General features: G+C 64.8%; 13 protein-coding genes. 10 read left to right on the top strand and 3 right to left on the bottom strand.

Annotated features, from left to right (window positions below):
• Positions 1-384: 384 nt before the first annotated feature.
• Complete coding sequence (locus NZU74_15670) at positions 385-792, top strand: hypothetical protein (protein MCS6882774.1); 408 nt, start codon at positions 385-387, stop codon at positions 790-792.
• 185 nt (positions 793-977) lie between these two features.
• On the opposite strand, the gene NZU74_15665 is transcribed toward NZU74_15670, so the two are convergent.
• The 3 genes from NZU74_15665 to NZU74_15655 form a co-directional block, all read right to left on the bottom strand.
• Positions 978-1,490, bottom strand: a complete 513-nt coding sequence (locus NZU74_15665) for a DNA starvation/stationary phase protection protein (GenBank protein ID MCS6882773.1) — start codon at positions 1,488-1,490, stop codon at positions 978-980.
• Positions 1,491-1,735: 245 nt separating this feature from the next.
• The gene (locus NZU74_15660; protein MCS6882772.1) at positions 1,736-2,686 is read right to left on the bottom strand and encodes an aldo/keto reductase; all 951 of its coding nucleotides are present in this window, start codon (positions 2,684-2,686) and stop codon (positions 1,736-1,738) included.
• Positions 2,687-2,773: 87 nt separating this feature from the next.
• On the bottom strand, positions 2,774-5,380 hold the full coding sequence (locus NZU74_15655) for a CHAT domain-containing protein (protein ID MCS6882771.1): 2,607 nt from the start codon (positions 5,378-5,380) through the stop codon (positions 2,774-2,776).
• 57 nt (positions 5,381-5,437) lie between these two features.
• On the opposite strand from NZU74_15655, the gene NZU74_15650 reads away from it, so the two are divergent.
• The 9 genes from NZU74_15650 (at position 5,438) to atpH (ending at position 16,453) form a co-directional block, all read left to right on the top strand.
• Positions 5,438-7,552 carry a hypothetical protein gene (locus tag NZU74_15650; GenBank protein ID MCS6882770.1) on the top strand — a complete coding sequence of 705 codons (2,115 nt, stop codon included), beginning with the start codon at positions 5,438-5,440 and terminating at the stop codon, positions 7,550-7,552.
• A 72-nt stretch (positions 7,553-7,624) separates the two neighbouring features.
• On the top strand, positions 7,625-8,428 hold the full coding sequence (locus tag NZU74_15645) for a hypothetical protein (GenBank protein MCS6882769.1): 804 nt from the start codon (positions 7,625-7,627) through the stop codon (positions 8,426-8,428).
• 78 nt (positions 8,429-8,506) lie between these two features.
• Positions 8,507-9,223 (top strand): hypothetical protein, encoded by a 717-nt coding sequence (locus NZU74_15640; GenBank protein ID MCS6882768.1) that lies wholly within the window; start codon positions 8,507-8,509, stop codon positions 9,221-9,223.
• A 235-nt stretch (positions 9,224-9,458) separates the two neighbouring features.
• Positions 9,459-12,197 (top strand): valine--tRNA ligase, encoded by a 2,739-nt coding sequence (locus NZU74_15635; protein ID MCS6882767.1) that lies wholly within the window; start codon positions 9,459-9,461, stop codon positions 12,195-12,197.
• A 224-nt stretch (positions 12,198-12,421) separates the two neighbouring features.
• On the top strand, positions 12,422-13,522 hold the full coding sequence (locus NZU74_15630) for a response regulator (GenBank protein MCS6882766.1): 1,101 nt from the start codon (positions 12,422-12,424) through the stop codon (positions 13,520-13,522).
• 589 nt (positions 13,523-14,111) lie between these two features.
• Positions 14,112-15,089 (top strand): F0F1 ATP synthase subunit A, encoded by a 978-nt coding sequence (gene atpB, locus NZU74_15625; GenBank protein ID MCS6882765.1) that lies wholly within the window; start codon positions 14,112-14,114, stop codon positions 15,087-15,089.
• Between the two features lie 70 nt (positions 15,090-15,159).
• Positions 15,160-15,390, top strand: a complete 231-nt coding sequence (gene atpE, locus NZU74_15620; protein ID MCS6882764.1) for an ATP synthase F0 subunit C — start codon at positions 15,160-15,162, stop codon at positions 15,388-15,390.
• Between the two features lie 26 nt (positions 15,391-15,416).
• Complete coding sequence (locus NZU74_15615) at positions 15,417-15,911, top strand: F0F1 ATP synthase subunit B (protein ID MCS6882763.1); 495 nt, start codon at positions 15,417-15,419, stop codon at positions 15,909-15,911.
• A 50-nt stretch (positions 15,912-15,961) separates the two neighbouring features.
• Positions 15,962-16,453, top strand: coding sequence for an ATP synthase F1 subunit delta (atpH, locus tag NZU74_15610; GenBank protein ID MCS6882762.1), 492 nt, complete (start codon positions 15,962-15,964; stop codon positions 16,451-16,453).
• Positions 16,454-16,548 lie beyond the last annotated feature (95 nt).

Raw genomic sequence — 16,548 nt, 5'->3', positions numbered from 1 at the left:
GCCCCGGGGCGCCCGCGCCGCTGGCTTTAGTAGTTCCAACAATCACAACTAGACGCCGCTGGTGAATCGTGTATGCTATATTAAGGATTTAGTGTTTGCTAATAGCAAGGGTAAAGCTCTCGCAAATTCCGTAGCGGGTGAGCAAGGCTCCGACAGGCATCACCCTTCCGAATGCTCTCATCGCGCTAAGGATGCGCCGCGCCAGACCGGAAAGGAAACCCTTGCGGGAGCCGCAAGCCCCCCAACCTTAGCCGAACGGTTATGAAGGCGCAAGCTGTTGCCAGTGCCTGTTAACACAAACAACCGCCCTGGAAGCATACACTGAGCCTATCCACCGTCTTGCCGAATGCGTTCTGCAACAACGCTGTTGTGACTGGAGACTCCATGGATGCTCATCTTGCCACCGTTGCGATGGCCGCCCCCGGGCGCCTGATCGGCGTTGCGCCCGACGGCGATCTGCGCCTGGTGTGGGACGCTGCGACGTTTCGCCTGCCGATCTACGATCTGCCGCATCTCGCTGCCGCGCTTGACGAATGGTGCGAGGAAGAAGAGTTGCCGTTCCTGCGCCGGGGCTACTATCGCCTGGCCCTGGGAGCGGATGGCGCCGTTCAACTCTGGCTGCACAACGGAGGCCTCCTGCTCAGCCGCGAGGAACTGCGCCTCCTGGCGCGCCTAGTAGAGACGGCGGCGCAAGAACTCTGCGCTCCCCTCTGTCGCCAGCAACGGCTGCCCTTTGGCGTTGGCTATCGTCCCCTCGCTGCGCCGCCAGCCGAGCGCCAGTGGAGGAATTGATCCATCCCGTTGCCCGAGGGGAAGTTCGGAAGGACCGGGTCCCTCTGAACATACGCTAACACGTTGCTAACGCTGCACGGAGAAGCTGCCCCGTCCCAGCAAAAGAACGTGCGAGGGCCGCCGGCCCTCGCACTCACTACTAGCGCAACGTTTATTCGGAAACGCAGCCCTCCTGGGCTGAGAGGCTAGCCGCGCTGCTCGATGTGGGCGCGCAACATCCAGGCCATCTTCTCGTGCTTCTCCATCAGCGCGGTAAGAAAATCGCTGGTGCCCATATCGTCGTACTGCTCATCGGTCGCGCGCACGTCGCGGCGGAGATGGCGGATAATAGCCTCGTGATCGGCGACCAGGTTGGCCACCATGGTGCGATCATCGGGATACTCGCCAGGACGCTCGGACAGGGTGGTGAGTTGCAATAACTCGGTCATGGTGCCCGGAGCGGGGGCGCCGAGCGAGCGAATGCGCTCGGCAATTTCGTCAATGTCATGTTCCAGCGCCTCGTACTGCTGCTGGAACAACGCATGCAGCGGGCCAAAGGCCATTCCGACGACGTTCCAGTGGTAGTTGCGCAGACGCATGTACAGCACGTGCTCATCGGCGAGCAGGCGGCTCAGCAGCGCCACTACACCTTGCACGTTCGCTGCGCTCAGGCCGATATCGGGCGTCGTGCCGGACACACTGGGCTTTGAGGTCGTCATGGTCACGTCCCTTTCACCTTGGGCCGCTGCCAGGCCGAACAGCCTGCCAGCCAGCCAGCCGCGGTACAGATTCTTTCACTTCCGCATATAGTGCACTATAACAGAAAGGACAACAGCTATCAACTGATCCTGCGAGAAGTAGAGAGCCTGCGCGCAGCACCCTGACCCGCAGTGAACGCAGGGCGGCTACGTTGCCGCCCAGAAGGTTCAGGCGGCTGCACCACCCGAACCCTCCCCGGCAGGGCCTATGTTCTCGCCAGATATTCCAGCTCGTCGGCGCTCAGCCGCAGCTCCAGCGCTCCGAGCAACTCAACGAGTTGCTCGACGCTGGTGGCGCTCACAATCGGCGCTGTGATGCTCGGACGGGCCAGGTGCCAGGCCAGGGCCACCTGCGCGGGCGTCGCGCCCCGCCCTTCGGCTACCCGCTGCACCGCCTCCAGCACGGCCCAGCCACGGGCATGCATGTAGCGCTGTTGCACCTTGGGGGCGCGCTCGGTAACGGGCAGAGCGCCGTCGCGACGGTACTTGCCGGTGAGGAAGCCGCCGCCAAGCGGCGCATAAGGAATGACCCCCAGACCAAAGGCGCGGCAGGCCGCCTCCAGATCGCCTTCAAATTCGTCGCGGTCCACCAGATTGTACTTCGGTTGGAGCGAGATATACGCCGCGTAGCCATAGCGGTCGCTGACCCACAGGGCCTGCACCAGCCGCCAGGCGTGGTAGTTCGAGGCGCCGATGTAGCGCACCTTGCCCTGCCGCACCAGGTCGTCAAAGGCCCGCAGGGTTTCTTCCAGCGGGACGCGGTCGTCATCGAAGTGGGCCTGATAGAGATCAATATAGTCGGTTTGCAGGCGGCGCAACGAATCATCCACCGCGCGCATCATATGCTGGCGCGAGAGACCGCCCATATTTGGCCCCTCACCCATCGCCGAGCCCACTTTGGTGGCGATAATCACGCGCGACCGGTTCCCGCGGGCCTGCATCCAGCGGCCCAGCACCGCCTCCGACTCGCCGCCGGCGTGGCCCGGCGCCCAGCGCGAATAGACATCCGCCGTATCAATGAAATTGCCGCCCGCGTCCACGTAGGCGTCCAGCACCTGCTGGGAGGTCGCCTCGTCACAGGTCCAGCCAAAGACATTCCCGCCCAGACACAGGCGGCTCACTTCCAGGCCGCTCCGGCCAAGTCTGGTGGTCTGCATAGCGCCTATCCCGTTTCACGACTGCTTCTCGCCTGCGTTGAAGCAGTGCCAGCCCGACGAACCATCCCTTGCTCAAGCCCAAATCCCCTAGGGTTTTCCGATCAGCATAAACGCGGCCCAGAAGCGCGGATGGGCGAAGGGCCGCTGGTCATAGCTCTCCAGGGCGGCGAGGACCTGAGACGTTGCCGCTCCAGAACGCCGCAGTAGAGCGACCACCGTGTCTCGATCAGAATCGCGAAGCGTGAGTTGCGCCTGATGGATGGCTTCGGCGGGCGCTGCTCCGGCTGCAAGATTCGCGTAGAACAATACCATAAGAACATAGGCGGCGATATCGTCAATCTCATGGAGCGCGCAGACAATGGTCGCCGCCCCGGCATACAGAAATGCTCGCGGCAAACCGAGCAACTCGTCGCCGGAGGCGACCTGGCTCAAGCCCGAAGTGCAGGCGTTCAGGGTAACCAGCGTGTCACGCAACTGCAACGCGCCCATGAGCGCACGGGCATCGAGGTTGTCATCGGCGCCGAGGCACAGGAAGGAACCCAGGGGATCGCTGGCTCGATAGACTGCATGGCCGGCGATGTGCAGGCAGCGCAGGGCGGGGCCGGAGGCGAACAAATCGGCGCGCTTGGCTGCATCGCCGACGATCACGCGGGCGTCAAGCATAGCGCCGACGATCTGGGCCTCGTGCTCGGCCAGAAACAGTCGCGCCTCGCCCTGATAGTTGTAGCCGAGCGCCAGACTCACGCTCCCGGTGCTCTGGGGCCGCGCCAGGCAGTCGCAGAGCACCGTGGCGCTGGGCGCGAAGGTCAGCGCCGGCCCGGCCACGTCGAGCAGAGCGCCGCCTCGGGGCGTGGACAGGGCGACAAAGGGAACGTAATGCAACGGCCCGTGCGGAATAAGATGGACCACGGCGCGCTTCACCAGCAGGCTCTCGACAGGGGCGATCAGCCGGTCGTACATCCAGCGCAGCTTGCGTTGCGTCACCAGGTGCCAGCCTGGAGTCGGGTCATCGGCCGGAGGGCGCAGCAGGTTCGGATCGAAAGCGATCCGGTACACCTGCAGCGCCTCGCGAGTAATGGCGAAGAGCAGGATCTCCGGCTGCGGGCGCACCAGCTCAAGGAGCCGGGTGTTCTCAGGGGGAATGCGCGCCAGAAAGGAGTCGCCGGGCGGCAGCACCCCGATGCAGAAGTATTCGAGCACCAGGGCGTCGGGGGCCATCTGCCGTTGCACATCGGCCAGCGTGACGGTGGGCCGGTGCGCAAGCGCGTCCGCCGGGGCGTCGCGGCGCGCCACCAGGTCGAGAAAGGCTCGCGCCCGTGCTCGCTCAACGTAGGCAAAGGCGCTTTCAGGATCGTCCTGCGCGAGGTAGGTCAGGACGATCGTTTCATACACCTGTTCGGCGGTGCCCAGGAGGCTGATCTTCAGGTCTTCGGCAGAGGTGGCCACGCGCAGCGTTTCCAGCAGATCAACGGCCTCGCGCAGGGTGGCCAGGGCAGCCATACGGGCGCCGCGGCGGTCGAGCAACTGGGCATGGCGGTGCATCAGCAGGGCGCGGCTCAGCGCGTTGCCCAGGGCTTCCTGGAGGGCGATCGCCCGGCGGAAGGCCGCGTCGGCGTCGTCCCAGCGGGCCTGCAACTGGTAGATCAGGCCCAGTTCGGTAAGAATGTCGGCGGCGAGGACGGCATTGCCATGCTCGTCGGAGGCGGCAATGGTCAGGGCGCGCTCATAGGCTGCCAGGCTCGCAGCCTCGTTGCCGAGCAGTTGATGCAGAAAGCCCCGCGCCCAGTCAATCGCGGCCAGGCGGGCATGCATCTCCGCGGCGCGGTAAATCGCCGCGGCCTCGTCCAGATCGGCGATAGCCGCTTCCCAGCGCCCCAGGTAGAGCGCGTTGTTGCCGCGCATGTAGAGGGCGAAGGCAGCGCCATAGAGATCGTCCGCCTGGCGGTAGCTGGTCAGCCCGCGATCGCTCAGCTCCAGGGCGCGCTCGAAGCGGTGGAGCAGGTTGTACACGCAACTGGCGTTCACCCGGGCGCGAGCCTGCAGGCCCGCATCGTCGCTGGCGACGCCGAGAGCCTCTGCTGCGGCGAAGTCGGCGAGGGCAGCCTCGTTGCGCGCCTGGATCATCGCGCAGAGGCCGCGGGTCACCAGTGCCTCGCCCCGCAGGCGCGGCGACAGATCGGCGCGCCGCAGGAGTTGCTCGATGATGCGCTCGCTCTGCGCATACGCCTGCTGGCGAAGCGCGTGATGCGCCTCCAGCAGCGCCAGCCGGTCGGCGTGATCCGCTTGCGGCTCAAGGGGCAGGGCGCGCACGCGGGCGATCATCGCGCTTACCTCGTGCCAGCGCATGTAGTCGAGGTTCAGATCGCGCAGGGCCTCGAGGTGATGCAGGCAGGCGGCCACGAGCCAGGGCGCCTCCGCGCCCTGGCTGGCCAGGCGACCCGCCGCGTAGTCAAAGGCGCGCTGGTGCAACGCGCGCTCCTCGGGCGCCGCCTCGGCGCGCAGGCGCGCCAGCAGCGCGCGTCGAGCCTCGGAGCGCAACGCAAAAACGCCGGGCTCGAGACGTTCAATCTCTGCCATTGCCAGAACCGCCTCCGCCTCGTCAGCGTCGAGTTCAAGTACGGCGCGCAGCATCGGCGGATCAAAGCGTTCAAAGATGGCGCAACGCACTATAGCCGGCAATGTGGGAACAGACATGAGACTCTCGTGTGTGCAGTGCGGTATACAGCAAGCTTCCAGGTTAGGAGTATCTCCATGGATGATGATCGCTATCGCCTGGACCTGCCCTTTCAGTTCAACGCGGCCAGCCACGGCGAGGCGGCGGCGCGCTGCAAGGCGGTCAGACTGACCTATCTGCACAGCCCGAACGCGGAACGCACCGCGACCCAGCAGGAGTTCTTCGTCCACGCCGATCCCGCCTTGCTCGATCAGCCAGGCGCGCTTCCGGGGACCTTCCCCTTCCGCGAGAAGTGGCTGGCCTACGCGCCCGACGAACACGCCCGCTCCCTGACGGCGATCAACGGCGAGCCGCTGTTCCGCTCAGTGCTTTATCTTTTTAACGTTATCGTGGCCCTCGAATGGCAACCTTCGGCGGCGACCTACCAGCAGATCCGCGTTGCCATGCAACGGGCCTCGGACTTCCTCTACGACGTGACCAACGGCTACATGGCCTTCGGCCAGATCGTCATCGGCGGGCCGGCCCTGCTCGACGGCGCCGACATCCAGGTCCTGGCCTCGAACCGGGTGCATCCTCGCGCCTGGCACAACGGTTGGCACGAGGACCGCAAGTTCAAAGGCATTCGGGTTGGACGCGGCATCTGGCAGAAGGATCTCGGTCTCCTTTCGACCTGGGACACGCCGGAGGGCTACCGGGCGCTGATCCACGAGTGGGGCCACTACGCGCTCAACATCAACGACGAGTATCTGGAGGATACCATACTTGTCCAGCGCAGGCGCGAGCGGCGCTGGCGGGTGAGCGAGCGGGCGTCAAAGGGCGCGACGGCGGTCAGGGCGGCCCTGCCGCGCGTCGCTCTGCCGGTTGACGCGAGTCTGATGGCCGCCACCCAGATCAGCGAACTGCCACCCTGGCAGGCGATTTTCGAAACCCTGCGGGCCAATTTTCCCCTCCTGCCGGCGGATGATCCTCGAGATCAGCACCCGATGGAGGGGCCGCTGGCCCTGCCCCTGCCTCTCCCTGTCTTTGTTGAACTACCTGCGACCCGCTACCGCTCTGGCGTTGGCATCAACCTCGAGCAGGCTCAGGAGGTCTACCTTGACCTGGCCAGGCCCCTGGCGCAGGTGGCAGGCGGCTCGGCCAGGCGCGCCGATGCGGCCCACTGGCTCTACGTGCTCAAGCCGCGGGGCGAAGACGGCATGCCCGGCGGCTTGATCGCCCAGGGCAAAGTCTCCGCGGCCGACCAGCGCGAGGGCTTTCACCTCCTCGGGGCTGAGGCCGGGGATGAACTCCTGCTCATCAGCCAGGTTCAGGACGTGCTGCGTGTGCAGCGAGCCGCCTATGTCGCCCCGACGACCTCGCCCGCGCCAGGGCGGCGGGCGCCGGCGCAGCTCGCATGGAGCGAGGCCACCCCTCCGGGGCTGGATCGGCCCTTCTTCGTTGACGTGCTGCCTCAGGCGCTGGAGGGCGCCGCGCGCGACCCGGCGGCCGTAGCGGCGCGGATCGAAGCGCACGGGCGCAAGCCCGACGCCGTGCAGATCTACCCCTGCGGCCCCCACGGCCCGCTCGCGCCCCTGGCGCTGCACCACCTCGACGCGGCGACGCTCATCACCGAGGCGCGCCCCGTGCCGCACCTCGACGGCCACGTGCTGCTACGCTGGCCCGGTGACGCCTTCTTCGTCGTCAGTTACTCGCAGGGGGGCGGGCCAAACTCGACCACAGGCGGACGCCTGCCGATCAGCGCCGGTTCCGCCGAAGGCAACGCCATGCTCTTCTTCGTTACGCCGGAAAACCGCCGGCCAGTCCTCCCTTCCGCTCCCGACGCGCCGCCTGACGATGACGAACGGGTGCGCATCGTCACCACCACCCTCATCGGAGGCCCCCAGCGCCTCCCGGAGGGGGCTGAGGCGCGCAGTTACGTGTTCAGCCTTGCCAGTAATGTTTCACTTATGGATTATAGCGCTACCCTTGTTTTATACTATGACCGGGACGCGCGCGAGCGCCGCGGCGATCTGGTGATCTACCGCTGGGACTCGCAGGAGCAACGCTGGGTGCGGCATGTCACCTATGCGCCTGTTCTTCCCTACGTGGCGCTCCCGCTCCAGAAGGGCCTGGGAACCGCCCCGGCGCTAACCGGTGAAGGCGAAGCGCTTCCAGTTGAACGCTACCGAATTTACCGGACCCCTGGCGGCTGATGTCTCGGACCCGTAGGATAAGACGGGCCTGCGCTGCAACGCGACGCCCTAGCAAAAGGTGTTTCTTTCCCCATGACCGAGGGCGTCTTCGACGATGAGGGTGTGACCGAGAACGATGTGCGCACGCAGTGTCGCCGGACCGTAACCGCAGTGATGCAACGGTTTGGCTGGCAACTCCTCAGCGTTGATGAGTTCGCGCGACGAACCGAGGCCAGCGTCGCGGGCGGCGAGGTGACAGACCTGTGGCGAGCAGCGATCAACGTGTACTGCCATTGCCTCTACCGCGCGTGTCGCGGCGATGAGGGGCGCGAGCGGCAAGACCTGGGATTCGCCGAGTTGCACCGCTATGTGTACGGGCTTTCCTTTCGCGAAAGCCCCGATCTGGCGCCAGACGTGCGGGCCGAGGCCGTGAATGAAACCCTGCTGCGCATCTGGAGAAAGCTGGACAGTTATCATACGCCGGGCGCCTTTCTGGCCATTGCCGCCCTGGAACTTCGCAATGTCCTGCGCCCCTTGTGGACCAGACTGGCGGCGCTGCCCCTGGATGTGCTGGACCGGCGACAGATCGCTGCCGAGCATAGCGATCCCGAACAGAGCGCCATGCGCGCCGACCTGAGCCAGCAGGTGCGGGCCTGCTTTGACGAGGTGCTGCGCCAGCAACCTCGCGCGCGGCAACAACTCGAAGCCGTCTGGCTGAAGTTTATCGCCGGTCTCGACGATGAGACGATCAGCGTGTACCTGGCCAGACCGGTCGCCAGCGTCTATGTGCTGCGCTCGCGGGGCCTGAACCAGTTGCGCGCCTCGCCGACCTGGCAACGACTGGCGCACGATTGGGGGTTGGATGCGAAATGGACTTCGCGCAACCCTTCAGGTTGAGGGTGGGACTCGCAAGGGCAAAAGGAACCTCTCGATACTGCTTGTATCTGCCACATTGGCGGAGAAGGGATACGCGGAATGAAACCTGAGGCCCGGTATGGTGATGATCGGGAGAGGAACGACAGCGCCGTCCGTCATCTTCATGCGCTGATGATCCTTCCCGAATACGTGACCGCAGTACTGCTTGGGCAACCGCTCACGGCAGCGCTGCGGGAGGTTGAGGCGCATCTGGCGCGCTGCGACAGTTGTCGGGTTGAAGCCGAGGCGTTGTTCTCCGCGCTGGAACCGCTCTACGGCTACGAACCGGTCGCTTTCCCTGAGCCGCCGGCGCCAGACCTGAGCTTCCTGCACGCTCCGCCTGCGCCTCTGGGCGCGCTGGCCACAGCGGCTTCCAGCGTTCAATCGGCAGTTGACCGCTTTCTGGATACGATTGTCATCCAGTTCTCCGAACCACTGCTGGCCCTCATGCGCCCCCCGGCCCTGGCCCGCGCCGTCGGATTGCGCCTGCGCTATGCCTATACCGTGCCGCAGAGCAGCGATGACGACCCTCACATCACTGTCGAGGTGCTCGCGCCGGATGAGCAAGACGAGCAGGGACTGGTACGGATCTGCGTCGAACTGGCCGATGCCGACCCCTTCGATCAGGCCGGCAGCACGGTGTTCCTGGAGACCGCCGAACAACGCTTCCGCGGTGAAACCGACCATACCGGCCTGGTGCATTTCACCAATGTGCCCCTCGACGATGTCGCCTGCTGGCGGATCGTCGTTCAGCCGCGCCCGGCCCCGGCGCCGTGAGTCCCGCACGCGCGGCCCTGTCGTTCATTCCCGTGGAATGAACCGCACGCCCATCAGCGCCCGATCACATCGAAAAATCATCTACGACAATCCAAAATCCAAAATCTAAAATCCCTAAACGTTTCGTCTGCGCGCGCCGTTGCGAGCGGCTTTACCGCACTACACTGGCGTCCGCTCTGTCGCGGGGATGTTATAATACAACAAGCCCAGGTATGCCCCGCGTGTCGAGGAGCCTATGACGACAGACACTTCGGCCAGCGCCCCCCGGCGTCCTGCCGAGATGGCCAAAGCCTACGAACATCAGCAGGTTGAGCAGCGTCTGTATGCGTGGTGGGAGCAAAGCGGCTTCTTCGCCCCCCGCGATGATGCCCCGCGCCCGCCGTTTGTCATCTCCATACCCCCGCCAAATGTGACCGGCGAGTTGCACCTCGGCCACGCCATGTTCGTCACTATCGAGGATCTGATGATCCGCTGGCGACGCATGCAGGGCTACAAGACCCTCTGGGTCCCCGGCACCGACCATGCCGGGATCGCCACGCAGACCCAGGTGGAGAAGTTGCTGCTAAGCGAGGGGACCAGCCGCCAGGCTGTCGGGCGCGAGGAGTTTTTGCGCCGCACCTGGCAGTGGAAAGAGAAGTATGGCGGCGAGATCACCCGCCAGTTGCGGCGCCTGGGCGCCTCGTGCGACTGGTCACGCGAACGTTTCACCCTCGATGCCGGCCTCTCGCGTGCGGTGCATACCGCCTTCAAGCGCCTCTACGACGACGGGCTGATCTATCGCGGCACCTACCTGGTCAACTGGTCGCCCGCTCTCCAGACCGCCGTGAGCGACCTGGAGGTGGAGTACGAACAGCGCAATGTCTCGATCTGGTACGTGCGTTATCCGGTGCTGGACGCCGGCTGGAGCGGGCCGGGGCATCCCTGGGGGTCGGGGCGCTGGGCCGAGGGCGCTACCACCTGGATCACCGTCGCCACCACCCGCCCCGAAACCATCCTGGGCGATACCGCGGTGGCCGTGGCCCCTGACGATGAGCGCTACGCGGCCCTGGTCGGGCGTGTGGCCGTGCTGCCTGCCCTGGGCCGCCAGATCCCCATCATTGCCGACGCCTATGTGGATAAAGAGTTTGGCTCGGGCGCGGTGAAGATCACCCCGGCCCACGATAAGAACGACTACGAGGTGGCGAAGCGGCATCACCTTCCAATGATCAACATCATGAACAAAGATGCGACGATCAACGAGGAAGGCGGCCCCTACGCCGGGATGGACCGCTTCGCCGCCCGCGCGGCCCTGCTTGCCGACCTCGAGCGCGAGGGCCTGCTGGTCAAGGCCGAGCCGCACACCATGAGCGTGGGCATCAGCCAGCGCGGCGGCGAGGTGATCGAACCGCTGCTCTCCGAACAGTGGTTCGTGCGCACGCGCCCCCTGGCCGACCTGGCCCTTGCCGCCGTGCGCGAGGGTCGCACCCGGATCATCCCCGAGCACTTCGAGAAGGTCTACTTCCACTGGCTGGAAAACATCGAAGACTGGTGCATCTCTCGCCAGCTCTGGTGGGGCCACCGCATCCCCGTCTGGTACATGCCCGATGGCAGCTTCGTCGTTCCCGGCCCCGACGAGCAGCCGCCCGCCGAGGGGGTGCAGGACCCCGATGTGCTCGATACGTGGTTCAGTTCGGGCCTCTGGCCCTTCTCGACGCTGGGCTGGCCCGATGACACGCCGGACATGCGCGAGTTTTATCCCACCTCGGTGATGGAGACGGGGTACGACATCCTCTTCTTCTGGGTCGCGCGCATGATGATGATGGGCTGCTATCTCACCGGCGTGCCGCCCTTCCACACGGTCTATCTGCACGGCCTGGTGCGCGACGAGCATGGGCGCAAGATGTCGAAAAGCTACGGCAACGTGGTCAATCCCCTGGAGGTGATGGACCGCTACGGAACCGATGCGCTGCGCTACACTCTGGCGACCAGCGGCACGCCAGGCCAGGACGTGAACCTGAACCCGCAGCGCATTGAGGGGGCGCGCAATTTCGCCAACAAGCTGTGGAACATCACCCGCTTCGTCCTGGGCAAACTCGGCGAGGAGCGCGAACTGGCCTACGGCCTGCCGCCGACAGACCTCTCCCTTGCCGACCGCTGGATCCTCTCCCGCTATGGCCGGCTGGTGCGCGATGTGGACCGGCTGATGGAGGGCTACAATTTTGGCGAGGCCGGGCGACAGATCCACGACTTCCTCTGGGGCGAATTCGCCGACTGGTACGTTGAGGCGGCCAAGGTGCAACTCGAGGGCGCACCCGAGGCGCAGCGGGCGACGCGGGCCACGCTCTACACCGTGCTGGAAGGAAGCCTGCGCCTGTTGCATCCCTTTATGCCCTACGTCACCGAGGAACTCTGGCAGTACCTGGTCGGCGATGCCGCCACGGCCAGCCACTACCCCGACGCGCCGCGCTCGATCATGCTCGCCGCCTATCCGGTAAACGAACCCGCGCCGCTGGACGAGGCCGCCGAGCGGGATTGGAACCTGGTGCAAGAGTTGATCGTGGCGATCCGCAATGTGCGCAGCGAATTCAAGGTCGAAGCAGCGCGCTGGGTCACAGCGACGATTGCCGGTGGCGAGCAGGCCCCTATGCTGCGCGACCAGGCTCCGCTGATTGCGCGCCTGGGCCGGGTGCAGGCCGATGAGCTGACGATCGTTGAGCGTCTGGAGAATCGGCCCACCCAGGCGGCGTCAATCGTTATCGGCAACGTCGAATGCTACCTGCCCCTGGCCGGTCTGATTGACCTGGAGGCTGAACGCGCCCGGCTGCGCAAAGAACTCGAGGCGGCTGAGGCCGACGTGGCCCGCCGCGAAGCGAAACTTGCCAATGATGGCTTCGTCGCGCGCGCGCCAGCGCAGGTGGTGCAGCGCGAACGGGAGGGCCTGGAAGTGGCGCGCGCGACCCTCGAGAAGCTGCGCGCCCGGCTGGCTGAGTTGTGAGGGTCTGTAACACCGATACGGTATACTACCAACAGTACAAACCGGACCGCGCCGATACAGCCTTAGGAGTTATCCGGCATCCAGGCGCATCGCGCCCAACGCAACAGGCCTGGAGACTGGCTCACGGCCGCAAAACCCTGCGGGATGCCGTGGTGTGGGCCGCAAAGTACTCTTGCAATCAGACTAAAGGTTTCACGAACACGCTTGCCGGTGAGAACAAGGCAATGACCTACCGACTGATGGTAGTGGCCGCAGCAAGCTCGGCACTACGGAACCTGCCGCAACAGTTGGGCGACGACGTTGCGGTCCAACTCTTCGAGTCCGCCGATGAGGCCCTGTGGGAACTGCAGGAACAACCGCCTGAGGCGCTGATCGCCGAGGTGGACCTGCCTGACAGGAGCGGAGTAGAACTCGCCGAAATCATAACCCATTTCGAGGTTCCAACCCGGGTGGTTCTCTACCAGGCGTCAGAGGAAGAAGCCGCGCCCCTCGATGAGGCTGTCGGTGTGCATCGCGTCCTGCACGGCCCGCTGGCGCCGGAGGAGCTTGTCGCCGCTCTGCAGGCGGTGTTGCAGGCCGGGGCCGCCATGACTGAGCACACGGTTGAGGTTGAGGCGCAACGAGATGCCGATACCGTCCTCCCTCCGCCTGATCCGGAACCTCCCGCCGCAACAATCCCGCCCGATCCGGAACCGCCAGCGGACCAACCTCAACCCGCCCCGCCGGAGGACCAGCCGCGCTCCCGGCCAGAGATCACGCCGGCCCGGGTGGTGCTGCCTCCGCTCTCTGAGCGCCACGCGACCTCCGCGCCGGCCTCGTATGGACGGGGCAGCCTGGCTGCGCGGAGCAAGGCCGCCGCGGAACGGGCGCCCGCGCGCCCCGCGCCTGCCGAAAGCGCCTCCCCGTCCTGGCGCAGCAGCGGCGGCAATCTGGTGGTGACGGAGCAAAACATCAGCGCCATTCGCTCGGTGATGAGCCAGCTCTCCCAGGATCTGGGCGCCCAGAGCGTGATGCTGACCGACCGGGCGGGCATGGTCCTGGTAGAGGTGGGCAGCGCCACGAACCTGCCGATGATGATCGTCCTGCCCCTGCTCTCTACCGGCTTTTCCACCACCGGTGAGGTGGCTCGGCAGTTGCGCGAGCATGATGCCACGAGCGTCTACATCCATGAGGGCGTCAACGTGGATCTGTACTGCTTTGACGTGATGCAGCGCTTCCTGCTGGTGCTGGTGTTCAATAAGAAGGTCGCCAGTTCCAAAATCGGCGCGGTGTGGATTAACGCCAAGCGGGCCATCCGCGAACTGCGTGACGCCTTTGCCCGTTAGGCGCTCCGAGGCTTCGCCCACAGCGATGGGATGCAAAAGGAGGTTTCCCGAAGGGCGGCGCTCTCAGGTGTAAAGTTTTTCCAGGCAGAAGGGGGGTCGGCATCCGAATCCGCTGATGACCCTCACCTGAGAGGACGCCGCCCTCGCGGACCCTCCCCACAGGCAGGGGCGCGGGGAACGCGAGTGTTCCGATGCCCATCCAACTACCAGAGCGAGCTGCGCCCTCCCAGATCCTCCCCGCAAACAGGCGCCACCAACCGCTTCAGAGGGCTGCGCTCTCCCAGATCCTCCCGGATGGAACGGCAACGCATGGTTTGCGATGCGTAGGGTTTGCCTTGAATGATAGCCTATGGTATACTCGCGCGCGGAAAACAACCGACGCAAGATATAGATAACGGCGCGCAGGTGAGGACTTGTGTGCTTGACCATTCTATGCTATGCTATTTGTGAAGAATGGAACGAAGCCAGGTCGCGCCAGGAGTAGCGCCAGGGTTCCACGGTCGCACCAGGGCAGGCACGCACCACGGAGATGTCGGTTGCCGCGGGTTGCGGGCATGCCTGCGATGATGCCCTGAGAGGGAGGTAAGCCTTGTCCGGACGAATGCGCTTCCTTGTCATTGCCATCGTACTGCTCGCCGTGGCGGTGGCGAGCCGCTTCTTTCTCTTCAGCGGCGACCCGCACGTGGAAGTGGCGGCGGAGAAACTCTTCAGCATTGGCGGCTTCAAGGTCACCAATGCCCTGTTTACGGCGCTGGTGGTGGACATCATCCTGGTGGTGCTGGCCTGGCTGGCGACGCGCAATATGCAACTGGTGCCCCGCGGCCTGCAGAATGTGATGGAGATCATTCTTGAGGCCCTCTACAATCTCCTCAAGAATATCAGCCCGAAATTCATTGATCGCGCCTGGCCCCTGGTAGCCACCATCTTCCTCTTCGTGCTCACCGCGAACTGGCTCGGCCTGGCGCCCGGAGCCACGTCAATCGGGCCGTGCATGGCCAAGGAGCATAAGGAAACGGCGCGCCTGGCCCTGGTCGAGGAGGGGCCAAAAGCCGGCTCGATCGCCCTCATCCCCGCGGCCGCCGAAAAGCATAATCCCTACACCACCTGCCCCGAAGGCACAACGCTGATACCCTGGCTGCGCCCGCCAAGCACTGATTTGAACTTTACCTTCGCCCTGGGGTTGCTCTCGTTTGTCTTCTTCACCTACTGGGGCTTTCGCACCCTCGGCTTCGGCGGTTATCTCTCCAAGTTCTTCAATCTGAATGGCATTATGTCCTTCGTGGGCATTATTGAGTTCATTTCCGAACTGATCAAGCCTGTCGCTCTGGCTCTTCGTCTTTTCGGCAACATCTTCGCCGGCGAAGTGCTGATCGCAGTGCTAACCTTCCTGGTGCCGCTGGTGCTGCCGATGCCCATCTACGGCTTCGAACTCTTCGTGGGCTTCATCCAGGCCCTGGTCTTCGCCCTGCTCACGATGGCCTTCCTGAGCATCGCCACCACCGGCCATGGCGACGAGCATCACGGCGGCGAGGGGGGACGCGGCGCCGACGCTTCCAAGGCCCATTGAGGCGACCTGACCGCCATACCATCGTTCTGAGGAGATGCGTTCAGCGTAGATTTCAGGAGGATCGGAGACAATGGAAGGCTTGAATCTCATCGCCACCGCGCTCGCCATCGGCCTGGCAGCCATCGGCCCCGGCATCGGCATCGGCATTATTGTGGCAGGCGCCCTGCAGGCGATGGGCCGCAATCCCGAAATGGAAAATACGCTCATCACTTACATGTTCATCGGAATCGCCTTTACCGAGGCGCTCGCGATTTTCGGTCTGGTGATCTCCTTTATGATCGCCTTTGGCGTTATCCAGTGACCCCTCGCCCCAATGGAGGTTGATGCGTGGAAGCATTAGGAATCAACCTGAACCTGTTCCTCGCCCAGTTGATCAACTTTGGCGTCATCGTGGGGTTGCTCTGGGTGCTGCTCTATAAGCCTGTGCAGAAGATCCTCAACGAGCGCACAGCCCGGATTGAAGCCAGCCTGCGCGAGGCCGACCAGGTCAGGCAGCAACTGGCCTCGGCCAAGCGCGACTACGACGCCGAAATTGCTAAAGCCCGCAAAGAGGCCGCTGAGATCCTCGCCCAGGCTCAGGAGCGCGCCAGGGCCCAGGAGGCTGAGATCCTCAAACAGGCTCGCAGCGAGGCCGAGCGGATCCGCGAAGAGGCCCGCGCCCAGGCCGAGCAGGAGCGCAACCAGATGTTGCGCGAGGCCAAGGATGAGATCGTCGAACTGGTGACGCTCACGGCAACCCGCGTGCTCAACGCCGAGCTGAAGGCGACCGGACATGATAAACTAATAGAAGAATCGCTCGCCGCTCTCGGACGCCAGAACTGACCGGTCGCCTGGTTGCCGTTGGCCCCGACGACCGCTAATCGAGAATCACGATGGCAACAACAGTTGACGCCAGGGCGATCGCTGGCACCCTGTACGAATCGCTGCTGGAAACGGCCCTGGAACAGTTGCGGGCCGCCGCGCCCAAGCTCGCTGGCGTCACCACCGCCGACGCGGCGCAGCGCATTGACGCGGCCCTGCCCAGGAATGCGCTGCCGCAGGTGCGCAATTTTCTCCTCGGCCTCGCTCGCGAAGGCTTGCTTGATCGCGTCGGCGAGGTTGCCGAGGTGTTCGCCACTTACCTCGCCGGCCCGCCCACGAAAGAGCTTGAGGCGACGGTGACCAGCGCCATTGAACTGAGCGATGCGCAACGCAAACGCATCACCGCCGATCTGCGGCAACGCTATGGCGCCGATGTGTCGGTCAGGTTTGAGGTTGATCCCTCGCTTATCGGCGGGCTGATCATTCGCGTTGGCGACCAGGTGCTGGATAACAGTCTGCGCACGCGCTTGAGCGCGATACAGCGGAGCATGCTGAATAGCTGACGGAGCACGGCGCCAGGCCGGCGGGCAGTGGGCGCTTCTGCGCGTTCCTCCGCCGCAGCGCCGGCGCTCTCATTCCTAATGTGTGGAGCCGCACC

The organism is Chloroflexaceae bacterium, from assembly GCA_025057155.1.
GTDB lineage: Bacteria > Chloroflexota > Chloroflexia > Chloroflexales > Chloroflexaceae > JACAEO01.
Note: the sequence above shows the minus strand (reverse complement) of the source record. Positions and strands in the feature narration are given on the sequence as shown.

Bases quoted from the DNA above. Each gene is read 5' to 3' on its own strand.
- NZU74_15645 (MCS6882769.1), top strand. From the start codon at position 7,625: ATGACCGAGGGCGTCTTCGACGATGAGGGTGTGACCGAGAACGATGTG.
- NZU74_15630 (MCS6882766.1), top strand. From the start codon at position 12,422: ATGACCTACCGACTGATGGTAGTGGCCGCAGCAAGCTCGGCACTACGG.
- NZU74_15650 (MCS6882770.1), top strand. From the start codon at position 5,438: ATGGATGATGATCGCTATCGCCTGGACCTGCCCTTTCAGTTCAACGCG.
- NZU74_15635 (MCS6882767.1), top strand. From the start codon at position 9,459: ATGACGACAGACACTTCGGCCAGCGCCCCCCGGCGTCCTGCCGAGATG.
- atpH (MCS6882762.1), top strand. From the start codon at position 15,962: ATGGCAACAACAGTTGACGCCAGGGCGATCGCTGGCACCCTGTACGAA.
- NZU74_15670 (MCS6882774.1), top strand. From the start codon at position 385: ATGGATGCTCATCTTGCCACCGTTGCGATGGCCGCCCCCGGGCGCCTG.
- atpE (MCS6882764.1), top strand. From the start codon at position 15,160: ATGGAAGGCTTGAATCTCATCGCCACCGCGCTCGCCATCGGCCTGGCA.
- NZU74_15640 (MCS6882768.1), top strand. From the start codon at position 8,507: ATGAAACCTGAGGCCCGGTATGGTGATGATCGGGAGAGGAACGACAGC.
- NZU74_15665 (MCS6882773.1), bottom strand. From the start codon at position 1,490: ATGACGACCTCAAAGCCCAGTGTGTCCGGCACGACGCCCGATATCGGC.
- NZU74_15660 (MCS6882772.1), bottom strand. From the start codon at position 2,686: ATGCAGACCACCAGACTTGGCCGGAGCGGCCTGGAAGTGAGCCGCCTG.
- NZU74_15655 (MCS6882771.1), bottom strand. From the start codon at position 5,380: ATGTCTGTTCCCACATTGCCGGCTATAGTGCGTTGCGCCATCTTTGAA.